Origin of the sequence: Micromonospora sp. NPDC050397 (assembly GCF_044901685.1) — a bacterium.
Lineage (GTDB): Bacteria > Actinomycetota > Actinomycetes > Mycobacteriales > Micromonosporaceae > Micromonospora_G.
Window position 1 is genome coordinate 60,986 of the sequence record NZ_JBJDPS010000022.1, and the last position, 20,912, is coordinate 81,897.

17 protein-coding genes and 2 pseudogenes are annotated in these 20,912 nt (G+C 71.6%); 4 read left to right on the top strand and 15 right to left on the bottom strand.

The window, feature by feature from the left end:
- Positions 1-17: 17 nt before the first annotated feature.
- The 11 genes from rpoZ to pyrR form a co-directional block, all read right to left on the bottom strand.
- A complete protein-coding gene (rpoZ, locus tag ACI2K4_RS34160; RefSeq protein WP_007075826.1) occupies positions 18-281 on the bottom strand; it encodes a DNA-directed RNA polymerase subunit omega in 264 nt (87 codons plus the stop codon).
- Positions 282-301: 20 nt separating this feature from the next.
- Positions 302-844 (bottom strand): guanylate kinase, encoded by a 543-nt coding sequence (locus tag ACI2K4_RS34165; RefSeq protein ID WP_404517318.1) that lies wholly within the window; start codon positions 842-844, stop codon positions 302-304.
- A gap of 25 nt (positions 845-869) precedes the next feature.
- Positions 870-1,187, bottom strand: coding sequence for an integration host factor, actinobacterial type (gene mihF, locus ACI2K4_RS34170; protein WP_404517319.1), 318 nt, complete (start codon positions 1,185-1,187; stop codon positions 870-872).
- Positions 1,188-1,358: 171 nt separating this feature from the next.
- On the bottom strand, positions 1,359-2,201 hold the full coding sequence (gene pyrF, locus ACI2K4_RS34175) for an orotidine-5'-phosphate decarboxylase (protein ID WP_404517320.1): 843 nt from the start codon (positions 2,199-2,201) through the stop codon (positions 1,359-1,361).
- A 141-nt stretch (positions 2,202-2,342) separates the two neighbouring features.
- On the bottom strand, positions 2,343-3,617 hold the full coding sequence (locus ACI2K4_RS34180; protein WP_404517321.1) for an adenosylmethionine--8-amino-7-oxononanoate transaminase: 1,275 nt from the start codon (positions 3,615-3,617) through the stop codon (positions 2,343-2,345).
- Positions 3,614-4,624, bottom strand: a complete 1,011-nt coding sequence (locus tag ACI2K4_RS34185) for a quinone-dependent dihydroorotate dehydrogenase (protein WP_404517322.1) — start codon at positions 4,622-4,624, stop codon at positions 3,614-3,616. Before ACI2K4_RS34185 ends, ACI2K4_RS34180 begins: the two co-directional genes overlap by 4 nt.
- Complete coding sequence (carB, locus tag ACI2K4_RS34190) at positions 4,621-7,995, bottom strand: carbamoyl-phosphate synthase large subunit (protein WP_404517323.1); 3,375 nt, start codon at positions 7,993-7,995, stop codon at positions 4,621-4,623. The genes ACI2K4_RS34185 and carB overlap by 4 nt, the downstream gene beginning before the upstream one ends.
- Entirely contained in the window at positions 7,988-9,175 is a 1,188-nt protein-coding gene (carA, locus tag ACI2K4_RS34195; protein ID WP_404517324.1) for a glutamine-hydrolyzing carbamoyl-phosphate synthase small subunit, read from the bottom strand. The genes carB and carA overlap by 8 nt, the downstream gene beginning before the upstream one ends.
- Entirely contained in the window at positions 9,175-10,452 is a 1,278-nt protein-coding gene (locus ACI2K4_RS34200; protein WP_404517325.1) for a dihydroorotase, read from the bottom strand. Before ACI2K4_RS34200 ends, carA begins: the two co-directional genes overlap by 1 nt.
- Positions 10,453-10,480: 28 nt before the next feature.
- A complete protein-coding gene (locus ACI2K4_RS34205; protein ID WP_404517326.1) occupies positions 10,481-11,407 on the bottom strand; it encodes an aspartate carbamoyltransferase catalytic subunit in 927 nt (308 codons plus the stop codon).
- Positions 11,404-11,988 (bottom strand): bifunctional pyr operon transcriptional regulator/uracil phosphoribosyltransferase PyrR, encoded by a 585-nt coding sequence (gene pyrR / locus ACI2K4_RS34210; protein WP_404517327.1) that lies wholly within the window; start codon positions 11,986-11,988, stop codon positions 11,404-11,406. Before pyrR ends, ACI2K4_RS34205 begins: the two co-directional genes overlap by 4 nt.
- A gap of 286 nt (positions 11,989-12,274) precedes the next feature.
- Here pyrR and ACI2K4_RS34215 point away from each other — a divergent pair, with 286 nt between their 5' ends.
- Positions 12,275-12,763 (top strand): transcriptional regulator, encoded by a 489-nt coding sequence (locus tag ACI2K4_RS34215; RefSeq protein ID WP_121159805.1) that lies wholly within the window; start codon positions 12,275-12,277, stop codon positions 12,761-12,763.
- Between the two features lie 106 nt (positions 12,764-12,869).
- On the opposite strand, the gene nusB is transcribed toward ACI2K4_RS34215, so the two are convergent.
- Together nusB and efp are read right to left on the bottom strand one after the other, a co-directional pair.
- A complete protein-coding gene (gene nusB / locus ACI2K4_RS34220; RefSeq protein ID WP_404517328.1) occupies positions 12,870-13,280 on the bottom strand; it encodes a transcription antitermination factor NusB in 411 nt (136 codons plus the stop codon).
- Positions 13,281-13,303: 23 nt separating this feature from the next.
- Positions 13,304-13,861, bottom strand: coding sequence for an elongation factor P (gene efp, locus ACI2K4_RS34225; protein WP_404517329.1), 558 nt, complete (start codon positions 13,859-13,861; stop codon positions 13,304-13,306).
- Between the two features lie 168 nt (positions 13,862-14,029).
- Between efp and mptB the strand changes: the two genes are divergently transcribed.
- Together mptB and ACI2K4_RS34235 are read left to right on the top strand one after the other, a co-directional pair.
- Positions 14,030-15,604, top strand: a complete 1,575-nt coding sequence (gene mptB / locus ACI2K4_RS34230) for a polyprenol phosphomannose-dependent alpha 1,6 mannosyltransferase MptB (protein WP_404517330.1) — start codon at positions 14,030-14,032, stop codon at positions 15,602-15,604.
- Positions 15,601-16,824 (top strand): annotated as a pseudogene (locus tag ACI2K4_RS34235) (glycosyltransferase 87 family protein); the annotation flags it as partial. The gene mptB and the pseudogene ACI2K4_RS34235, both read left to right, overlap by 4 nt.
- 27 nt (positions 16,825-16,851) lie before the next feature.
- Here the strand turns inward: ACI2K4_RS34235 and aroQ are convergent.
- Together aroQ and aroB are read right to left on the bottom strand one after the other, a co-directional pair.
- Positions 16,852-17,277, bottom strand: a pseudogene (gene aroQ / locus ACI2K4_RS34240) (type II 3-dehydroquinate dehydratase); the annotation flags it as partial.
- A complete protein-coding gene (aroB, locus tag ACI2K4_RS34245; RefSeq protein WP_404517331.1) occupies positions 17,274-18,353 on the bottom strand; it encodes a 3-dehydroquinate synthase in 1,080 nt (359 codons plus the stop codon). The gene aroB and the pseudogene aroQ, both read right to left, overlap by 4 nt.
- 316 nt (positions 18,354-18,669) lie before the next feature.
- Here aroB and ACI2K4_RS34250 point away from each other — a divergent pair, with 316 nt between their 5' ends.
- Positions 18,670-20,847 carry a hypothetical protein gene (locus ACI2K4_RS34250; RefSeq protein ID WP_404517332.1) on the top strand — a complete coding sequence of 726 codons (2,178 nt, stop codon included), beginning with the start codon at positions 18,670-18,672 and terminating at the stop codon, positions 20,845-20,847.
- Positions 20,848-20,912 lie beyond the last annotated feature (65 nt).

The window sequence follows — 20,912 nt, forward strand, 5'->3', positions numbered from 1 at the left end:
TGCGTTCGTTCTCGGCCCTACGGCTGGTCGGTCGGCTCGGCGGTGAGCAGACCCGCGTTGATCTCGCGCATCGCGATCGAGAGCGGCTTCTCCTGCGGCGTGGTCTCGACCAGCGGGCCGACGTACTCCAGGAGGCCCTCACCGAGCTGGCTGTAGTAGGCGTTGACCTGGCGGGCCCGCTTGGCGGCGAAGATGACCAGCGCGTACTTGGAGGTGGTCTTCTCCAGCAGCTCGTCGATCGGGGGGTTGGTGATGCCTTCGGGATTGGCGATGGAACCCACGAGATAAACCTCTGTGTCTCTCAACCACTGGTACGCGGCTGAGCGGGAGTCAGAAAGGATGAACCGAGCAAGCCTACCAGTTCCTCCGCAGCCCGCTCGGCGAAGTCGTTCACGACCACCCGGTCGATTTCCGACTCCACGGGTGCTCGCCCGGGTGCCGGAGCCGTACCGGGCGGAACGAGACAGACCAGACGGGAGCCGGGCAGCGCGGCCCGTACCCGCCGGGCGCCGGGCAGGTCGAGACAGATCAGCACCGGTTGGCCGGCGAGCAGCCGCCGCCAGACCGGTTCGCGGGGCGTGCCGTACAGGTGGTCGGCGTACCGGTCCCACTCCAGCATCCCGTCGGCGGCGACCAGCGCCTCGAACTCGCCCCGGGTCACAAAACGGTGATCCGCCCCGTCCACCTCCAGCGGTCGGACCGGCCGGGTGGTCATCGGGACCGAGACCCACGGTACGGACGAACGCGCCCGGATCAGCTCGACCACGCCCTCCTTGCCGGCCCCGGCGGGACCGGCAAGGAGCGTGAGACGAGCCGCCGGGCGCGCGTCGTCCGCCGTGCTCACTGCTTGTTTCTACACGCTGCCAGGATCAGTTGGCGGCGAACTCACCAAGCAGTGCCTTGCGCTGCTGGTCACCCAGGCCACGCAGACGCCGGCTGTCGGCGATCTTGAGCTTCTCCATGATCTGGGTCGCCCGAATCTTGCCGATCCCCGGCATCGCCTGCAGGACAGCCGAAACCTTCAGCTTGCCGACGACATCGTCGGCCTCCGCCCGGTCGAGGACGGCGGCGAGGGTGGTCTTGCCCTGCTTGAGCTGCTCCTTCAGCTCAGCACGGGCTTTGCGGATCTCCGCAGCCTTCTCCAGCGCGGCTGCACGCTGTTCGGGGCTCAGTTGGGGGAGCGGCACCAGTTCTCCTCAGGTCCCTATCGCGACGGGCGGAACGCACCGCCGCATCTGTGAAACGTGGGGTGGCTGAAAACCAAAGGGGTATGTGGTTCCCAGCGCGGGGAAAACTAGCGGTCAGCGGAGTTTTCGGCAACGTGGGCGCGCCATGATCACAAAACGGTGATCGAGCTATCACTCAACGGTGCGGCCCAGTACGGCCCGGCAATCGGCCAGCGCGCGGTCGGCGGCGGCCCGCAGCGCGGCCCGGTCCGGACCCGCTCCGAGGACCTCCCGGGAGTACGACGGGAGCACCGTCGAGAGGTCGCGACCGAAGACCGTACGCAGGTCGGCGGCGCTCCCACCCTGGGCGCCGAGACCGGGCGCGAGCAGTGGCCCGTGTACGCGGGACAGGTCGTGACCGGTGTCGCCGATCGTCGCGCCAACCACGAGCCCGAAGCTGCCCAGCGGCTCCGCACCCGCGTTGAGCTGGGAAATCTCGTCGACCACGGTTTGCGCCACGGTCCGGCCGTCGGCGCCGCGCGCGTGCTGGACGCTCGCACCCTCCGGATTCGAGGTGAGCGCGAGCACGAAGACGCCGCCGCCGTGCGCCGCCGCCGTGTCGAACATCGGCGCGAGCGAGCCGACGCCGAGGTACGGGCTCGCGGTGATCGCATCGACATACAGCGGACTGGATGGATCAAGGTACGCGGCGGCGTACGCGCTCACCGTGGACCCGATGTCGCCACGCTTCACGTCGAGAAGCACAAGAGCTCCGGCCTGTCGCAACTGTCGGATAGTTGACTCAAGCACCGCGATGCCCTGAGAACCGAAACGTTCGTAGAACGCGGACTGCGGCTTGACCACCGCGACCCGGTCGCCCAGTGCCTCGACCACCGTCTCGCTGAACCGCGCCAGCCCGGTCACGTCGTCGGGCAGTCCCCAGCGGTCCAGTAGCGCCCCGTGCGGGTCGATGCCCACACAGAGCGGGCCGCGCTCCGCCATGGCCCGGTGCAGCCGGGTCCCGAAGCTCTCCATCGCGCTCTCCTCTCCTCGCCGCCGCGCGAGCCGCGCCACGGCATCCAGCCTTCCGGCGACGGTCTCCGGCCGGTGGGGCCGACGGCCGCCGACCCGACGCGTCCGCCGCGGGACGGGAACGGCGGTCCGCGTCCCGGCGGTTCAGCCGGCGGCCACCGCAGCGGCCACCCCGGCGGCGATCCGGGCCACGTCCTCGTCGTCGGTCAGGTACGGGGGCATCGTGTAGACCAGGTCCCGGAACGGACGCAGCCAGACGCCCCGCTCCGCAGCGGCGGCGGTCGCCGCCGGCAGGTCCACCTCGTGGTCGAGCTGCACCACGCCGATCGCGCCGAGCACCCGTACGTCGGCCACGCCGGGCGTGCCACGCAACGGCTCCAGACCCGTCCGCAGACCCGCCTGCACCCTCGCCACCTCGGCGCGCCAGTTTCCGGCCCGCAGCAGCCCGATGGAGGCGTTCGCGACCGCACAGGCGAGCGGGTTGCCCATGAAGGTCGGGCCGTGCGCCAACACTCCACCGTGGCCGATGCCCCGGGCCACCTCGGGGGTGCAGAGCGCCGCCGCGAGGGAGAGGTAACCGCCGGTGAGAGCCTTGCCGGCGCAGAGCACGTCCGGGGTCACCCCGGCGTGTTCGGCGGCGAAGAACGCTCCGGTACGACCAAAACCAGTAGCGATTTCGTCGAAAATGAGTAATACCCCGTGCGCCTGAGTAGCCTCGCGCAGCACCCGCAGGTAGTGCGGATTGTGGAACCGCATCCCGCCCGCGCCCTGCACCACCGGCTCCACGATGACCGCGGCCAACTCGTGGGCGTGCCGGGCAATCGCGTCGACCAGCGCGGCGCAGTAGTCCTCGTCGACCGGTGCGTCGAAGCCGGCCGGCGGGATCGGCGCGAACACCTGCCGGGGCAGCACCTCACGCCAGAGGTGGTGCATGCCGCCCTCGGGGTCGCAGACACTCATCGGCTGGAACGTGTCGCCGTGGTAACCGCCCCGCCAGGTGGCCAGCCGGTGCCGTTCCGGGCGCCCGCGGCCGAGCTGGTACTGCAGGCACATCTTGACCGCGACCTCGACGCTGACCGATCCCGAGTCGCAGAGGAAGACGTGTTCCAGCCCCGGCGGGGTGAGCTCGACCAGGTTGCGGGACAGTTCGATGGCGGGCTCGTGGGTCAGGCCGCCGAACATCACGTGGCTCATCCGGCCGAGCTGCCCGGTCACCGCGGCGTCCAGGGTCGGGTGCCGGTAACCGTGGATGGCGGCCCACCAGGACGACATGCCGTCGACCAGTTCCCGCCCGTCGGCCAGCCGCAGGCGCACCCCCTCGGCCTCGGTGACCAGATAGGGCTCGGTCCTGCCGGGCATCGGCGCGTACGGGTGCCAGACGTGCGCCGCGTCCGCGGCGAGCAACTCGGCCGGGGTCATCGCCGGGCCGACCGCGCGACGGCGCGGACCAGGCCCGGCCCGCGATAGATGAATCCGGTGTAGAGCTGCACCAGGCTCGCCCCGGCGTCGAAGAGCCGCTTCGCGTCGTCCGGGTCCACGATCCCGCCGACCCCGACCACCGGCAGCGCGCCGCCGGTCTCCCGGTGGACGAAGGCGACCACGTCGCGGGTCCGTCCGGTCAGCGGCCGACCGGAGAGCCCACCGGCCTCCCCCGCCCGGGACACGTCGGAGCCGGTCAGCCCGTCCCGGCCCAGCGTGGTGTTGGTGGCGATGACGCCGGCCGCGCCCCGGTCCAGGCAGACCCGCAGCAGTTCGGCGATGGCCGGTTCGGTCAGGTCGGGGGCGATCTTCACCAGCACCGGCTTCTCCCCCACCAGCGCGGCGAGCAGCGCGTCGAGGTGTTCCCGGTCCTGCAACTCGCGCAGCCCCGGCGTGTTCGGCGAGGAGACGTTGACCGCGAAGTAGTCGCCGTGCCCGCGCAGCGCCCGGTACGAGGTGAGGTAGTCCTCCACCGCCTGGTCCAACGGGGTGACCTTCGACTTGCCGAGCGAGATGCCGAGCGGCACACCGAGCGGCCGGCTCCCGGCCAGCCGCAGGGCCAACGCCTCCGCCCCGTCGTTGTTGAAGCCCATCCGGTTGATCACGGCGGTGCTCTCCGGCAGCCGGAACAGCCTCGGCCGGGGATTGCCCGGCTGGGCGTGCGCGGTCACCGTACCGACCTCGACGAAGCCGAATCCCATCGCCGGCCATGCCGGCAGCGCCACCCCGTTCTTGTCCATCCCGGCGGCCAGCCCGACCGGGTTGGGGAAGTCGAGGCCGAACGCCCGGCGCGGCGCGGCGACCGCGTAGGCCGAGCGCAGCGCGGCCAGCGCCGCCGGCCGCCCGGAGAGGGCGGCCAGCCGGCGCAGGGTCCACTCGTGCGCGGTCTCCGCGTCACCGCCGCCGAGCCGGAACAGCCCGGGGCGGACCACCCGTTCGAAGATCACTCGCCGGCCCGCAGGGCGGCGTGCAACTCCTGCAACGGGCGGACGGTCATGTCGCCCCGGATCAGCGCCTCGATGCCCATCACCGCGGCCGCCACCCCTGGCACGGTGGTGATGCACGGGATGTCGGCGCTCACCGCCGCACTGCGGATCTCGTAGCCGTCGGACCGGGCGCTCGCGCCGGAGCCCTGCGGGGTGTTGATGACCAGGGCGACCTCACCGGCCGCAATCATCGAGACCGCGTCCGGCTCCGGGCCGGTCTCCTCGTAGCGCTTGCGGATCAGGGTGCAGGCGATGCCGTGCCGGTGCAGCACCTCGCCGGTGCCGACGGTGGCGACGATCTCGAAGCCGAGGTCGGCCAGGCGCTTCACCGGGAAGATCATCGCGCGCTTGTCCCGGTTGGCGACCGAGACGAAGACCTTGCCGGCGGTGGGCAGCGAGCCGTACGCGGCCGCCTGGGACTTGGCGAAGGCGTGCCCGAAGGCGAAGTCGATCCCCATCACCTCACCGGTGGACTTCATCTCCGGACCGAGCAGCGAGTCGACGCCCTTGCCGGCCGGCGTGCGGAACCGCTTGAACGGCAGCACCGCCTCCTTGACCGCGATCGGGGCGTCGACCGGCAACGCGCCGCCGTCCCCGGTCGGCGGGAGCAGCTTCTCCGCGCGCAGGTCGGCGATGGTCGCGCCGAGCATGATCCGGGCCGCCGCCTTGGCCAGCGGCACCGCGGTCGCCTTCGAGACAAACGGCACCGTACGCGAGGCGCGCGGGTTCGCCTCCAGCACGTACAGGGTGTCGTCCTTGAGCGCGTACTGCACGTTGAGCAGTCCGCGTACGCCGACTCCCCGGGCGATCGCCTCGGTGTAACGGCGCACCTCGGCCAGGTGCGAACTGGCCAGCGTGATCGGCGGCAGCGCGCAGGAGGAGTCGCCGGAGTGGATGCCGGCCTCCTCGATGTGCTCCATCACGCCGCCGATGTAGACCTCGCCGTCGGCGTCGCAGAGCGCGTCCACGTCGATCTCGATCGCGTCGTCGAGGAACCGGTCGACCAGCACCGGGTGGTCCGGCGAGATGTCGGTGGCCCGCCCGATGTAGTCGCGCAGGGTCGGGTCGTCGTAGACGATCTCCATGCCCCGCCCGCCGAGCACGTACGACGGCCGGACCAGCACCGGGTAGCCGATCTCGTCCGCGATCGCCTTGGCCTCGTCGTAGGAGGTCGCGGTGCCGTGCGCGGGAGCGCGCAGGCCGGCCCGGGCGAGCACCGCGCCGAACGCGCCCCGGTCCTCGGCCAGGTTGATCGACTCGGGTGTGGTGCCGACGATCGGCACCCCGGCGTCCTTGAGCCGCTGGGCCAGCCCGAGCGGGGTCTGCCCGCCGAGTTGCACGATCACGCCGACCACGCCGGGGCCGCCGGCCGCCCGGCCCGAGCTCTCCTCGGCCTGCCACACCTCGAGCACGTCCTCGAAGGTGAGCGGTTCGAAGTAGAGCCGGTCGGCGGTGTCGTAGTCGGTGGAGACGGTCTCCGGGTTGCAGTTGACCATCACGGTCTCGTACCCGGTGCCCGGACCACCCGCGCCGGGCGAGCCCTGCAACGCCAGTACGGCGTGCACGCAGGAGTAGTCGAACTCGATGCCCTGCCCGATCCGGTTCGGACCGGAGCCGAGGATCAGCACCTTGGGCCGGTCCGAACCGGCCACCTCGGTCTCCTCGTCGTAGGACGAGTAGTGGTACGGGGTGGTCGCCTCGAACTCGGCCGCGCAGGTGTCCACGGTCTTGTAGACCGGGCGCAGCCCGAGCCGGTGCCGCAGCACGCGTACCCCGTCCTCGGCGGCCAGTTCCGGGCGGAGCGCGGCGATCTGCCGGTCGGAGAGCCCGGCCCGCTTCGCCCGCCGCAGCAGCGCGCGGTCCAGGACCGGCGCGGCGACGATCTCCTCGCGCAGGTCCACCAGCCCGGCGATCTGGTCCAGGAACCACGGGTCGATGCCGCCGGAGGCGGCCGAGACCTCGGCGACCGAGGCACCCATCCGGAGCGCTCGCTCCACTGTGTACAGTCGGCCGTCGTGCGGGGTAGCCAGGGCGCTGAGGGTGGACTCGACGGTCGCCCCGTCGGGGTCCGGCACGGTCCAGAAACCGGCCGCCTTCGTCTCCATCGAGCGCATCGCCTTGTTCAGCGCCTCGGTGAAATTGCGGCCCAGGCTCATCGCCTCGCCCACCGACTTCATCGTCGTGGTCAGCTCCGGGTCGGCGCCCGGGAACTTCTCGAAGGCGAACCGGGGGATCTTCACCACCACGTAGTCCAGCGTCGGCTCGAACGCGGCCGGCGTCTTCAGGGTGATGTCGTTGGGGATCTCGTCCAGGGTGTAGCCGATGGCGAGCTTCGCCGCGATCTTCGCGATCGGGAAGCCGGTGGCCTTGGAGGCGAGCGCCGAGGAGCGGGAGACCCGGGGGTTCATCTCGATCACGACGATCCGGCCGTCGGCCGGGTTGACCGCGAACTGGATGTTGCAGCCGCCGGTGTCCACCCCGACCTCGCGCAGCACCGCGATGCCGAGGTCGCGCAGACGCTGGTACTCCCGGTCGGTGAGGGTCATCGCCGGCGCCACGGTCACGCTGTCGCCGGTGTGCACGCCCATCGGGTCGATGTTCTCGATCGAGCAGACCACCACCACGTTGTCGTGCCGGTCGCGCATCAGCTCGAGCTCGTACTCCTTCCAGCCGAGCACGCTCTCCTCGATCAGGACCTCGTGCACCGGGCTGGCGGCCAGTCCCGCCCCGGCGATCCGGGCCAGGTCCTCGTCGGTGTGCGCCATGCCGGAACCGAGACCGCCCATGGTGAACGACGGCCGGATCACCACCGGCAGGCCCAGCTCGCCGACGGTCTCGCGGACCTCGTCCATCGAGTGGCAGACCCGGGAGCGCGGCACCAGCGCGGCCGCGTCGGTCAGCCCGATCCTCGCCCCCGCCTTCGCCACGACCTCCTTGAAGAGCTGCCGGTCCTCGCCCCGGCGGATCGCGTCGATGTCGGCGCCGATCAGCTCCACACCGTATTTCTCCAGCACCCCCGACTCGTGCAGCGCCACGGCGGTGTTCAGCGCGGTCTGGCCACCGAGGGTGGGCAGCAGCGCGTCCGGCCGCTCCTTGGCGATGACCTGCTCGACGAACTCCGGGGTGATCGGCTCCACGTACGTGGCGTCGGCGTACTCCGGGTCGGTCATGATCGTCGCCGGGTTGGAGTTGACCAGGCTGACCCGGAGCCCCTCGCTGCGCAGCACCCGGCACGCCTGGGTGCCGGAGTAGTCGAACTCACACGCCTGGCCGATCACGATCGGGCCGGAACCGATCACCAGAACATGTTGCAAATCGGTCCGCTTAGGCATGCTTTCCGCTCTCGTTCCTGTCGCCCTGGTTCCGTCCGCCCTGCCGCTCGCCCTCGATCAGCTCCGCGAAGCGGTCGAAGAGGTAGTCGGCGTCGTGCGGGCCGGCCGCAGCCTCCGGGTGGTACTGCACGGTGAACGCGGGCACATCCTTGGCCCGCAGGCCCTCGACCACATTGTCGTTGAGGCAGACGTGACTGACCTCGACCGCGCCGAAGTCCGTCTCGATGAACTGGCCCGCCGGCACCTCCCGGCCGGGCTCACGCCCCGGCCAGTCGACCGCGAAGCCGTGGTTGTGCGAGGTGACCTCCACCCGACCGGTGACCCGGTCCAGCACCGGCTGGTTGATGCCACGGTGGCCGTACCCCAGCTTGTAGGTGCCGAAGCCGAGCGCCCGACCGAGGATCTGGCTGCCGAAGCAGATGCCGAACAGCGGAATCCGCCGGCTGAGCACCTCGCGGGCCAGGCCGACCGGGTGGTCGGCGGTGGCCGGGTCACCCGGGCCGGGCGAGAAGAAGACCGCGTCGGCGCCGGTGGCGAGCAGGTCGTCGATGGTCGACGAGGCGGGCAGCACGTGCGTGGTGACGCCCCGCGCGGCGAGCCGGCGCGGCACGTTGCGCTTGATCCCGAGGTCCAGCGCGGCCACGGTGAACCGGTGCGTGCCCTCGGCCGCGACCGTGTACGGCTGGGCCGTGGTCACCTCCGCCGACAGGTCGGCGCCGACCATCTCCGGGGTGGCCCGGACCCGCTCCAGCAGCGCCCTGGGGTCGTCGTCGAGGCTGGAGACGCCGACCCGCATGGCGCCCGCGTCGCGCAGGTGCCGGGTGAGCGCCCGGGTGTCGATCCCGGAGATGCCGACCACACCCTCGGCGGCCAGCCGGTCCTCCAGCCCGCCGGTGGCGCGCCAGTTGGAGCCGATCCTGGCCGGGTCGCGGACCACGTAACCGGCCACCCAGATCCGGCCGGACTCGTCGTCGTCGTGGTTCACCCCGGTGTTTCCGATGTGCGGCGCGGTCTGCACCACCACCTGCCGGTGGTAGGACGGGTCGGTGAGCGTCTCCTGGTAGCCGGTCATACCGGTGTTGAAGACGGCCTCACCGAAGGTCTCCCCCACACTGCCGTACGCCTCGCCGTGGAACGTGCGGCCGTCCTCCAGTACGAGGATCGCGGGCCTGCGTCGCATTACTTCACTGCCTTTCCGTCGAGCACTGTCGGCGTACCGCGCAGGAAGGTGGCCATGATCCGACCGGGTAGCACGGTGCCGGCATACGGTGTGTTGCGGCTGCGGCTGGCCAGCTCAGCGGGGTCGACGGTACGGCGCGCGGCCGGGTCGACCAGGGTGAGGTTGGCCACCGCACCGGGTACGGGATCGTGCCCGTGCTCGGTTAGACCGGCGATCCGGGCCGGTACCCGGGACATCCGCTCGGCGATCAGGTCCCACCGCTCGCCGAGCACGGAGAGCAGCACCGGCAGGGCCGTCTCCAGCCCGAGCATGCCCGGCCGGGCGTACGCCCACTCGCACTCCTTGTCCTCCAGGGCGTGCGGGGCGTGGTCGGTGGCGACGATGTCGATGATCCCCTCGACCAGCGCGGCCCGCAGCGCCGCCACGTCGACGGCGGTACGCAGCGGCGGGTTGACCTTGAAGACCGGGTCGTAGCTGGCCGCCAGCTCGTCGGTGAGCAGCAGGTGGTGCGGGGTGACCTCGGCGGTCACCCGGACCCCGCGCGCCTTCGCCTGGCGGAGCACCTCGACGCTGCCGGCGGTCGAGACGTGGCAGACGTGCAGCCGGCTGCCGACGTGCTCGGCCAGCAGCACGTCCCGGGCGATGATCGCCTCCTCGGCGACGGCGGGCCAGCCGGTCAGCCCGAGCCGGGTGGAGACCTCGCCCTCGTGCAGTTGGGCGCCCTCGGTCAGCCGGGGCTCCTCGGCGTGCTGCGCGATCACCCCGTCGAACGCCTTCACGTACTCCAACGCCCGGCGCATCAGCCGGGGGTCGGCGACGCAGTGCCCGTCGTCGGAGAAGATCCGGACCCGGGCGGCGGAGTCGGCCATCGCGCCGAGTTCGGCCAGCCGCTCGCCGGCCAGCCCGACGGTGACGGCGCCGATCGGCTGCACGTCGACCAGGCCGGCCTCCCGGCCGAGCCGCCAGACCTGCTCCACCACCCCGGCGGTGTCCGCCACCGGCGAGGTGTTCGCCATCGCGCAGACCGCGGTGTAACCGCCGAGGGCGGCGGCCCGGGAACCGGACTCGACCGTCTCGGCGTCCTCCCGCCCCGGCTCGCGCAGGTGGGTGTGCAAATCGACCAGGCCGGGCAGGGCGACCAGGCCGTCCGCGTCCACCACCTGGGCGTCACGGGCGTCGAGGCGGCGGCCGGACTCGACCACCAGGCCGTCGCGCAGCAGCAGGTCGGTCGGCTCGGCGCCGACCACCCGGGCGCCCTTGATCAGGTACGCGCTCATCTTGTCTTTCCCCCCAGGAGCGGACGGTTCACTGGTTCTTTCCCCCCAGGAGCAGGTACAGGACGGCCATCCGGACGGAGACACCGTTGGCGACCTGTTCGACGATGGTGGAGCGGGGTGAGTCGGCAACCTCCGGAGCGATCTCCATCCCCCGGTTCATCGGGCCGGGGTGCATGACGATCGCGTGCGCGGGGAGCCGGCGCATGCGCGGCCCGTCCAGGCCGTAGCGGCGGGCGTACTCGCGCGCGGAGGGGAAGTAGGAGTCGGCCATCCGCTCGCGCTGCACCCGCAGCATCATCACCACGTCCGCGCTCGGCAGCACCGTGTCCAGGTCGTACGAGACGTCGGTGCCGGGGGCCAGCGCGGCGGCGATGTCCACCGGGATCAGGGTCGGTGGGCCGACCAGGGTCACCTTGGCGCCCAGGGTGGACAGGAGCAGCACGTTGGAGCGGGCCACCCGGCTGTGCAGCACGTCGCCGACCACGGCCACCTGGAGCCCGGCCAGCCGGCCCAGCCGGGACCGCATGGTGTACGCGTCGAGCAGCGCCTGGGTCGGGTGCTCGTGGGTGCCGTCACCGGCGTTGACCACCACGCCGTCCACCCAGTTGGCGAGCCGGTGCGGGGCGCCGGAGGCGGGGTGCCGGACCACCACGGCGTCGGCCCCCATCGCCTGCAGGGTCAGCGCGGTGTCCTTCAGGCTCTCGCCCTTGGAGACGCTCGACCCCTTGGCCGAGAAGTTGATCACGTCGGCGGAGAGCCGCTTCGCCGCCGCCTCGAACGAGATACGGGTCCGGGTGGAGTCCTCGTAGAAGAGGTTGACCACGGTCCGGCCACGCAGTGCCGGCAGCTTCTTCACCTCGCGGCCGGCGACCGTCGCCATCTCGGCCGCGGTGTCCAGGATCCGGGTCGCCGTGGCGGCGTCCAGGTCGGCACCGGAGAGCAGGTGTCTGATCACGGCGTCGGCCTCCCGAACAGTCGTACCTCGTCGGCACCGTCGACCTCGGCGAGCGTGACCTTGACGCTCTCCGCCAGCGCGGTGGGGATGTTCTTGCCGACGTAGTCGGCCCGGATCGGCAGCTCCCGGTGGCCCCGGTCGACCAGGACGGCGAGCTGCACCGAACTGGGCCGACCGAGATCGCTCAGGGCGTCCAGGGCGGCCCGGACCGAGCGGCCGGAGAAGAGGACGTCGTCGACCAGGACCACCCGCTTGCCGTCGATGCCGCCCGGCGGCACGTCGGTCGGGCCGATCGCCCGGGTCGCGTGCCGGCGGAGATCGTCGCGGTAGAGAGTGATGTCGAGCACACCCACGGGTACGTCGATGCCCTCGAATGTGCTGATCCGGTTGGCCAGCCGGCGGGCCAGCGGGACCCCTCGGGTGGGAATGCCGAGCAGCACGGTGTCGGCGGCACCCTGGGTCTTCTCCAGGATCTGGTGGGCGATCCGGTCGACCACGCGCTGCAGATCGGCGCTGGTCAGGATGACCTTCACAGACGGTGGCGATGCCACCGAAGGTTGGGCGGCCTGCGGGAAGGCCACGGCGGACCTCCTTCCCCGCCTCACGGGACGGGTCGTTAAAGGATGTCGGATCCGGCCCGGACCGCACGCGGTCAGGGCCGGGGGCTGATCACTACGTTACCAGCGGCCGGTCGGCGGCCCCGTGCGGGGCGCTGACCATCCGGTCAGCGAGGAGATTTCGGCTTCGTGACCACGATCTTGCCAACGGGAAGGTAACGAGCACTTGACCACGTGTCGTTATCCCCGTACCGTCACGCTCCGTAGCGACCGCTGGGGAGATCCCCGAGCCAGCACTGGGAGTGTCCGAATGCCCTCTGAATACGCCAAGTCGTTGGGCGCCCGCCTGCGCTCTATCCGTCAGCAGCAGGGGCTGTCCCTGCAGGGGGTGGAGGAGAAGTCGAACGGGCGTTGGAAGGCCGTCGTCGTCGGGTCGTACGAGCGTGGTGACCGTGCGGTCACCGTCTCGCGCCTCGCCGAGTTGGCGGACTTCTACCGGGTGCCTGTGGCGGAACTGCTGCCGGACGGCAGCGGGGTCCGGCACGAGCCCACGAACAAGATCGTCCTGGACCTCGAGCGCCTCTACGACGAGGCCTCCGAGGAACTCGCGTACGTCGCCCGTTATGCCCGCGCGATTCAGCAGCAGCGCGGTGACTACAACGGTCGGGTGTTGTCGATCCGCGCGGACGACCTGCGCGCGCTCGCCATCGTGTACGACTCGTCCCCCTCCGGGCTGATCGAGCGGCTCACCGAGCACGGCGTACTTGTCGCCGATCCTCGGGCGCTCTTCGCCTCCTGAGTACGACAGCAGGACAGCACCGCCGAACCACCGCACCATGAGCAATGAGAAGGGGCGCCCGACGGGCGCCCCTTCTTCATACCGACCGGCGACGCCGTGGCGTGCCTCAGCGGGTGGCGTACTCCGCGATCCGGCCGAGCACCCCGTTGAGGAACCGGGGCGAGTCGTCGGTCGACATCTGCCGGGCCAGTTCGACCGCCTCGCTGATCGCCACCGCGTCGTCGATCTCGTCGACGTAGAGCAGCTCGTAGACGGCGATCCGGGCCAGGTTGCGGTCCACCACCGGCATCCGGTCCAGCGTCCAGCCCTCGGTGTAGCTGGCGAGCAGCTCGTCGATCCGGTCCATCCGGCCGGCCACGCCCTCGACCAGGCCGATGGCGTATTCCAGGTGCTCCGGCGGGGGCGGGGTGAGTCGACGTAGGTAACCGGCGAGCACCTCGACCGGCGGCAGGTTCCGCTGATCCGCCTCGTACAGGACATCCAGCGCCCGTTTGCGCGCTTTGCGGCGCGCGGGCATTTGTGACTTGGGGCCCTCGGCCATCAGCCGCGGCCGAGGTAACGGCCGTCGCGGGTGTCGACCTTGATCTTCTCGCCGGTGGTGATGAAGAGCGGCACCTGTACGGTGGCACCGGTCTCCACGGTCGCCGGCTTGTTGCCGCCGGTGGACCGGTCGCCCTGCAGACCCGGCTCGGTGTACGTCACCTCGAGGATCACGCTGGTCGGCAGCTCGATGTAGAGCGGTACGGACTCGTGGGTGGCCACGATCGCCTCGGCCTCGGGCAGCAGGTAGTTCGCCGCCTCACCGACCGTGCCGCCCGGCACCTGGATCTGGTCGTAGGTCTCCAGATCCATGAAGACGTAGTCTTCGCCGTCGGCGTAGAGGTACTGCATGGTCCGCTTGTCGACGGTGGCCGTCTCGACCTTGGTGCCCGCGTTGAAGGTCTTGTCGACGACCTTGCCGGAGAGCACGTTCTTCAATGTGGTGCGGACAAAGGCACCGCCCTTGCCGGGCTTGACGTGCTGGAACTCCACGACAGCCCAGAGTTCGCCGTCGAGGTTGAGGACCAGACCGTTTTTGAGGTCGTTGGTGGTGGCCATTTCCTGCCTTGATCTTCAATTGGCGGACAGACCCGCCAAGTCTACTTGCCTGGAACGGTTACGCGACGGCACGGGTACGGGCGGTTGATCGAGGACGGACGCGCGGCCGTCACGCCCCGGACAACTGGCGGTCGGATCCAGGACATCCTTCGCTGACAGCGTGCACGGGTGCCGAACCCGGTCACCCGACTCTCCGTGCTCGCCCGCTGCCGCGCTCTGGGAGTGGTCGGGGTGATCCTGCTGGCCCTCGGTGCCGCCGGGACCGGCGCGCTGCCCGCCCGGAACCCGTTTCCCGCCCTGGCCGCCCTGGACGGGCTGCGCCAGTACCCGGGCCCGGCACTCGTCTGCGCCTCGTTCGGGCTGGCGCTGCTGGTGGCCGCCTGGTGGCGGCTCGGCCGGCTGGTCCGGGGCGAGCGACCGCCCGGCCCCCGGGCGCTGCTGGTCACCCTCGCGCTCTGGGCGGCACCACTGCTGCTCGCACCCCCCATGTTCAGCCGCGACGTGTACAGCTACCTGGCGCAGGGCGCCATGGTCGACGCCGGGCTGGACGTCTACCAGCAGGGGCCGGCGACGCTCGGCGGCCCGCTGGCGGCCGAGGTGCCGACGATCTGGCAGCACACCACCACCCCGTACGGTCCGGTCTTCCTGGTCCTGGCCACCTCGGTCGCCGCGCTGACCGGCACCCAGCTCGTCCTCGGCGTGCTCGGCCTGCGGCTGGTCGCCGCCGCCGGGGTGGTCCTGCTCGCCGCCGTCCTGCCGAGCCTGGCCCGACGCTGCGGGGTCGACCCGGCCGCCGCGCTCTGGCTCGGCGCGCTCAACCCGCTGGTCCTGATCCACCTGGTCGGCGGGGCGCACAACGACGCGCTGATGGTCGGACTGCTCGGCGCCGGGCTGGCCGCGGCGATGGCCCGCCGGCCGGCGTTGGGCACCGTACTGCTGACCATGGCCGCCCTGGTGAAGGCGCCCGCCATCGTGGCGTTGGTCTTCGTGGCACCGCTCTGGGCCGGGCAGCTCACCGGACGCTGGCGGACCGTACGCGCGCTGGCCGGCACCGCCGTGGTGGCGGCCGGCACCACCGTCGCGGTGACCGCGCTGGCCGGCACCGGCTACGGCTGGATCACCGCCCTGGACACCCCGGTCTCGGCCGCGAACTGGTCGCCGAGCAGTGCCCTGGGCCGGGCCACCCGGACCCTGCTGGAGCTGATCGGCGCGGACGTCGCCCCGCACGCCGTCTCGTTCTGGCGCTGGGCCGGTCTGGCGGTGGCGCTCGCCGCCGGGCTGCTGCTCTGGTTGCGCCGCGACGAACTCGGCCCGGTGTACGCCCTCGGCCTCGGCCTCGGCGCGCTGGTGCTGCTCGGGCCCGCGATCCGGCCCTGGTACCTGCTCTGGGGGCTGGTGCCGATCGCCGCCGCGGCGGCCGACGGCCGGCTGCGCCACTGGGCCGCGCTCGCCTGCGCCGGACTGGCCGTGATCATCCTGCCGGACGGGTTCGCCCCCGGACCGGCCCAACTAGGTCAGGCCGTGCTCGGCGGCGGGCTGGCCACCCTGCTGGTGCTCGCGGCACGGCACCGCGCCTGGCTCCGGGCCCGGCTCCGGGCCTGGCGTCGGACCTGGCTCCGCCGGCACCTGTCGACCCCTCGGCTCACCACGCCGCCGCTGGACCCGGCTCGGCTCACCGCACCGCCGCTGGGTACGGCCCAGCTCACCGTGCCCGACCCCGCAGTGACGAGAGGAACCCGATGAGCCGACTCCGGGCCCCCCGCCGGACCCGTGACCGGATCCTGCTCGTCGCCGGACTGGTCGCGCTCAGCGCGCTCTTCCTGGCCACGGTCCCGGCCCACCGGGGCTTCTTCGACGTCGGTGTCTACCAGGGCGCGGTCATCCACTGGCTGCGCGAGGGCGGGCAGCTCTACGACTACCTGCGCCCCGGCACCCGGTACGGCTTCACCTACCCGCCCTTCGCCGCGCTGGTGATGAGCCCGCTGGCGCTGGTGAACTGGCCGGCGGCGATCGCGACCAGCGTCGTGGTGAACGTGGCCGCCGCCGGTCTGGTGATCTACTGGCTGCTCGACCCGGTCGCCCGCCGCCAGAACTGGCCCCGCTGGTACGCGTTCGCGCTCACCGCCTGCGCCGTCGCCGTCTTCGAACCGGTCCGGGACACGGTCAGCTTCGGCCAGGTCAACCTGCTCCTGCTGGCGCTGGTGCTGAGCGACCTGATGGCCTCGCGTACCGGGCGGCACCGGCTGGCCGGTGTCGGGATCGGGCTCGCCGCCGCGATCAAACTGACCCCGGCGGTCTTCATCGGTTACCTGGTACTGGCCGGGCGCTGGCGGGCGGCGTCGGTCGCCGCCGGTACCGCCGTGGCCGCGACCGGGCTGGCCGCGCTGGTCGCGCCGCACTCGTCGTACGTCTTCTGGACCCACGCGCTCTGGAACACCGACCGGGTGGGCGACCTCGGCTACGTGTCGAACCAGTCCCTACAGGGCCTGCTGACCCGCTGGGACCCGCACCTCGGACGGGGCGCGTGGCTGGTCGCGGTGCTGGTCGTCCTCGTGCTCTGGGCGATCCGGGTGCGGCAGGCCACCCGCGCCGGCGACCAGCTCGCCGGGTTCGCGCTCACCGGGATCGTCGGCTGCCTGGTCAGCCCGATCACCTGGGTGCACCACCTGGTCTGGCTGCTGCCCGCGCTGGCCGTCGTCGGCGACGCGGCACTGCGCGCCGGGCCGGGCAACCGCCGCCGACGGCTCGGCACCGCCACCGGCCTGGCCTACGTGCTGCTCTGCAGCAGTGTGGTCTGGCTCTGGTGGAACGACGCCACCGGGGTGGACGGACTGCTCGGCTCGAACGCCTACGTCTGGATCAGCCTGGCGCTACTCGCCGGCCTGCCGATCGCCGCTCCCGTCGCCGTCGCCCCGAGCGCCGCTCGGGCCGCCGTCACCCCGACCGCCGTCACCCCGACCGCCGTCGCCGTCGCGTTCGGCGGCGGCCAGCCGGTCGGCGAGGTGGAGCAGGGCCAGCCGGTAGCCGTCCACGCCGAGGCCGCAGATCACCCCGGTGGCGACCGCCGAGACGACCGAGTGGTGGCGGAACTCCTCCCGGGCGTGGATGTTGGAGATGTGCACCTCGACCAGCGGCGCGCGGAGCATGGCGCAGGCGTCCCGGACCGCGTACGAATAATGTGACCAGGCGGCCGGATTGAGCACCACCGCCGCCCGCTCGTCGGCGGCCCGGTGCAGCCAGCCGAGCAACTCGTGCTCGGCGTCGGTCTGCCGCATTTCCACGTCCAGCCCCAACTCCCGCCCGGTGCGCTCGCAGAGCTCCACCAGGCCGGCGTAACTGGTCAGCCCGTAGACGTCGACCTGACGGGTGCCGAGCCGGCCGAGGTTGGGGCCGTTGAGGACGTACACCTTCGTCACCGGGCCACCGCCTCGTCGTACGCGGCCCGCAGCAGGTCCTCGTCCGGTCCCTCCAGGAGGGCCGGTCGGGCCAGCCCGTCGAGCACGACGAAGCGCAGCCGCGCGCCCCGGGCCTTCTTGTCCACCCGCATCGTCGCGAGCAGGTCCGGCCAGGCGTCGGCCCGGTAGCCGGTGGGCAGGTCGAGCAGTTCGAGCACGTCCCGGTGCCGGCGCGCGGTGGCCGGGTCGAGCGAACCGGCCAGCCGGGCCAGGGCGGCGGCGTAGACCAGTCCGACCGAGACCGCGTGACCGTGCCGCCAGCGGTAGCCCTCGGCCTTCTCGATCGCGTGCGCCAGGGTGTGCCCGTAGTTGAGGATCTCGCGTACGCCGGACTCGCGCAGGTCGCCGGAGACGACGTCGGCCTTGACCCGGATCGCCCGCTCGATCAGCTCCCGGACCACCGGGGTGTCCGGACGGCGTGCCGCCACCGGGTCGGCCTCGACCAGGTCGAGGATCACCGGGTCGGCGATGAAACCGCACTTGACCACCTCGGCCAGCCCGGCGACCAGGTCGACCGGGGGCAGACTTTCGAGCGTGACCAGGTCACAGAGCACGCCGACCGGCGGGTGGAACGCGCCGACCAGGTTCTTGCCCGCCCCGGTGTTGATCCCGGTCTTGCCGCCGACGGCCGCGTCGACCATGCCGAGCAACGAGGTCGGTACGGCCACCCAGCGCACCCCGCGCAGCCAGCACGCGGCGACAAAGCCGGCCAGGTCGGTCACGGCTCCGCCACCGACCCCGACCACCGCGTCGGTACGGGTGAAGCCCGCCTCCCCCAGCCGGTCCCAGCAGCGCGCGGCGACCTCGATGTTCTTGCCCGGCTCGGCGTCCGGCACCTCGACCAGCAGCGACGTACGCCCGTCCGCGTGCAGCCGCTCGGCCAGCGCGTCGGCCAGCGCCTTCAGCGGTGCCGCGTAGAGCACGGCGACCCGGTCCGCGCCGGGCAGCAACTCCGGCAGCGCGTCCAGCAGGTCCCGGCCGACCAGGACGTCGTACGCGCGCTCGCCGCCGATTGTTATCTTCGTCAACTCGTTCATCGGGGCTAGAGCCTAGTGCGCGTTCCCGCCGTCCGTCCTCTTCTCCGTCCGCGCGGCTTTCCGGCTCCCGTTTCGGCCCCCTATCGGCCCCTCCTGGCGCGTACTCCCACGCGTCATCGACAATGTGCGGACCCACTCGGGCACCAATCAGACCAACGTGACACCGAGCAGCGAACCGTCCGGCTCCAGACTCGTCCATTGGAGGGACCGAAACCGTGGGTCACGCCCCGCGCACTCCAGACGCCCCAGCACGTTTCCCCGATCCGACCCGATCGCGGGCCGCCACCGATCTCGGCCCCGACCGGGGGTTGACCCGGTGACCCGGCGCCAGACAGGTTTGGCGGCGCTCGTGCTGGTCGGGGTCCTCGCCGTAACCTTCTCGCTGCTCAGCCTCAATTCCGTCGGCACCGACCAGGCGGGCGACGGTGGGACCTCACCGGGACCGGTGACCGGGACCGAGGTCACCGTCGACGTCGCGGCGTCGTACACGTCCTCGGACATCGGGATCAACGGCCGGCTCGAGGAGCTCGACGCCATCGCCACCTACCTTCCGGGGCGATCACCGATCGTCCGGGTGGTTCTCGAATGGTGGACCGTCGAGCCCTGTCGCGGATGCAAGCTCCAGTGGGACGCGATCGATTCGATCGTGCGCGAGATCAGGGTCAGGGACATGCGGGTGCTGCTCGTTCTGGCCTACGCGCCACCGTGGGCGAACCGCACCCCGGGCGGACCCGAGCACGCCGACATGACCACGTGGTTCCCGACCAACGACAACGACTGGTCCTCGATCGTCGACCGGACGGCCCGACATTTCGGCAGCGACGTCCAGGCGTACGAGATCTGGAACGAACCCAACCACACGTTCTTCGGCCGCTACGACGGCGACCGCAGGCAACGGTACTGGGAACTGGTGCGGCTGGCGTACCAGCCGATCCACGCCGCGTGCGACACCTGCCTGGTGCTGGCCGGAGCGTCGGCCAACAACCTCGAACAGGGTCCGGAGGACGACCCGGCCTCGTGGCTGGAGTGGGCGTACGCGAACGGCTACGGAGGCTTCTTCGACGCGGTGGCGCACCACCCGTACATGCCGTGGGCCGGTCCCGCCGAACCGAACTGTGACCGGCCGGCGGTGAACAACTTCGGACCGCCGGGAGAGAACCCACCCTGCGGTGAACTCGCCCGGGTGCACTCGGTGATGGTGAAGTACGGCGACACGGAGAAGAAGGTCTGGGGCACCGAGTGGGGCTACCCGATCTCCTCCGTCGGCGCGCCACCGGCGACCGAGGCCCGGGACAAGATGGTCGAGGCGATCCGGATCTGGCGGTCGCTGACGTACACCGGCCCGCTCTTCCTCTACGCCTTCCGCGACGACTGTGCGGACGCCAGGAAGAGCGACTGCACCTTCGGGGTGGTACGGCGCGACTTCAGCGCCAAGGAGCCGGTGTACTCGGGCGTGGGCAACGCCATGAAGTACCTGCGCCCCGAGTGCGTCGGGCATCCGGCGTCCCCGCCGGCCGTACCACCGTCGCCGTACCTGGAACCCGGCCAGTGCTGGAGACCCGACTGGTCACGCTCGCTCAGCTCGGCCAACGGCTACTTCCGTCTGGTCCTGGAAACCAACGGCAACCTCGTGCTGTACATGCGTGATGTCCCGCTGTGGCAGACCGGCACCACGGACGGCGTGTTTCTGGAGAACCGGATCGACGGCAAGCTGGTGCTCTACCGGGCCAACGGCACCGCCACCTGGAGTTCCAGTGGTCAGGGGCAGGGCCCGTCCACGCTGCACCTGCAGAACGACGGCAACCTGGTGCTCAGCCCGATCGGCAGTTCGAGCCCGACCTGGGCGACCAACACCCTGCGCGGCGGCAGCCTGGTCCGCAACGAGGCCGGCGGCGTCGCGGTCCTGGTCGGCGGCGCGGGGGTCTGGTTCGCCACGCCGGACGAGCTCACCGGCTCCGGCTACCAGGCCGACCAGGCCACCACGGTACCGAGCGCCTGGGCCGACAACCTCCTGAGCAGTCCCCAGGACGGCGCCCTCATCCGGACCCCCGGTGGGGCTCTCGCCCTGATGGTCGGCGGGGCGGCGATCTGGTTCGACAATCCCGAGGAGGCCACCCGGCTGGGCTACAGCGTCGCCTCGGCGGTCACGGTGCCGGAGCGCTGGGCAAAATCGCTGTCGACCATGCCGCGCGACGGAACCCTGATCGGCACGGCGACCGGCGGGAAGGCGGTCATCGCCGGCGGCGCCGCCATGTGGTTCGTCAGTCCCGGCGAGATCCGCGAGGCGGGTTACAGCAGCGAGGGCGTTGTCGTACCGACCAGGTGGCACGACACCCTGGGCCGCGTTCCCGGGGACGGGACCCTGGTGCGCCTCGGCACGACGGCACAGGTCTGGCGGGTCACGGGCGGCACCCGCAGCGCCGTGACGGTGGACGCCGGGGCCAGTGTGGTGACACTGGGCGAGACGTCGCTACAGGCCATCCCCGTCTCCTGACGTCACGGGGGCGCCGGTCCAGTCGGGCCGGCGCCCCCGCACGTCCCGGCGGTCCGGGTCGAGCC

What these genes read in the sequence shown, in the direction of transcription:
- aroB (WP_404517331.1), bottom strand. Translation starts at nt 18,353, where the DNA reads ATGAACGAGTTGACGAAGATAACAATCGGCGGCGAGCGCGCGTACGAC.
- carA (WP_404517324.1), bottom strand. Translation starts at nt 9,175, where the DNA reads ATGCGACGCAGGCCCGCGATCCTCGTACTGGAGGACGGCCGCACGTTC.
- carB (WP_404517323.1), bottom strand. Translation starts at nt 7,995, where the DNA reads ATGCCTAAGCGGACCGATTTGCAACATGTTCTGGTGATCGGTTCCGGC.
- ACI2K4_RS34215 (WP_121159805.1), top strand. Translation starts at nt 12,275, where the DNA reads ATGCCCTCTGAATACGCCAAGTCGTTGGGCGCCCGCCTGCGCTCTATC.
- nusB (WP_404517328.1), bottom strand. Translation starts at nt 13,280, where the DNA reads ATGCCCGCGCGCCGCAAAGCGCGCAAACGGGCGCTGGATGTCCTGTAC.
- ACI2K4_RS34180 (WP_404517321.1), bottom strand. Translation starts at nt 3,617, where the DNA reads ATGACCCCGGCCGAGTTGCTCGCCGCGGACGCGGCGCACGTCTGGCAC.
- efp (WP_404517329.1), bottom strand. Translation starts at nt 13,861, where the DNA reads ATGGCCACCACCAACGACCTCAAAAACGGTCTGGTCCTCAACCTCGAC.
- pyrF (WP_404517320.1), bottom strand. Translation starts at nt 2,201, where the DNA reads ATGGAGAGCTTCGGGACCCGGCTGCACCGGGCCATGGCGGAGCGCGGC.
- ACI2K4_RS34200 (WP_404517325.1), bottom strand. Translation starts at nt 10,452, where the DNA reads ATGAGCGCGTACCTGATCAAGGGCGCCCGGGTGGTCGGCGCCGAGCCG.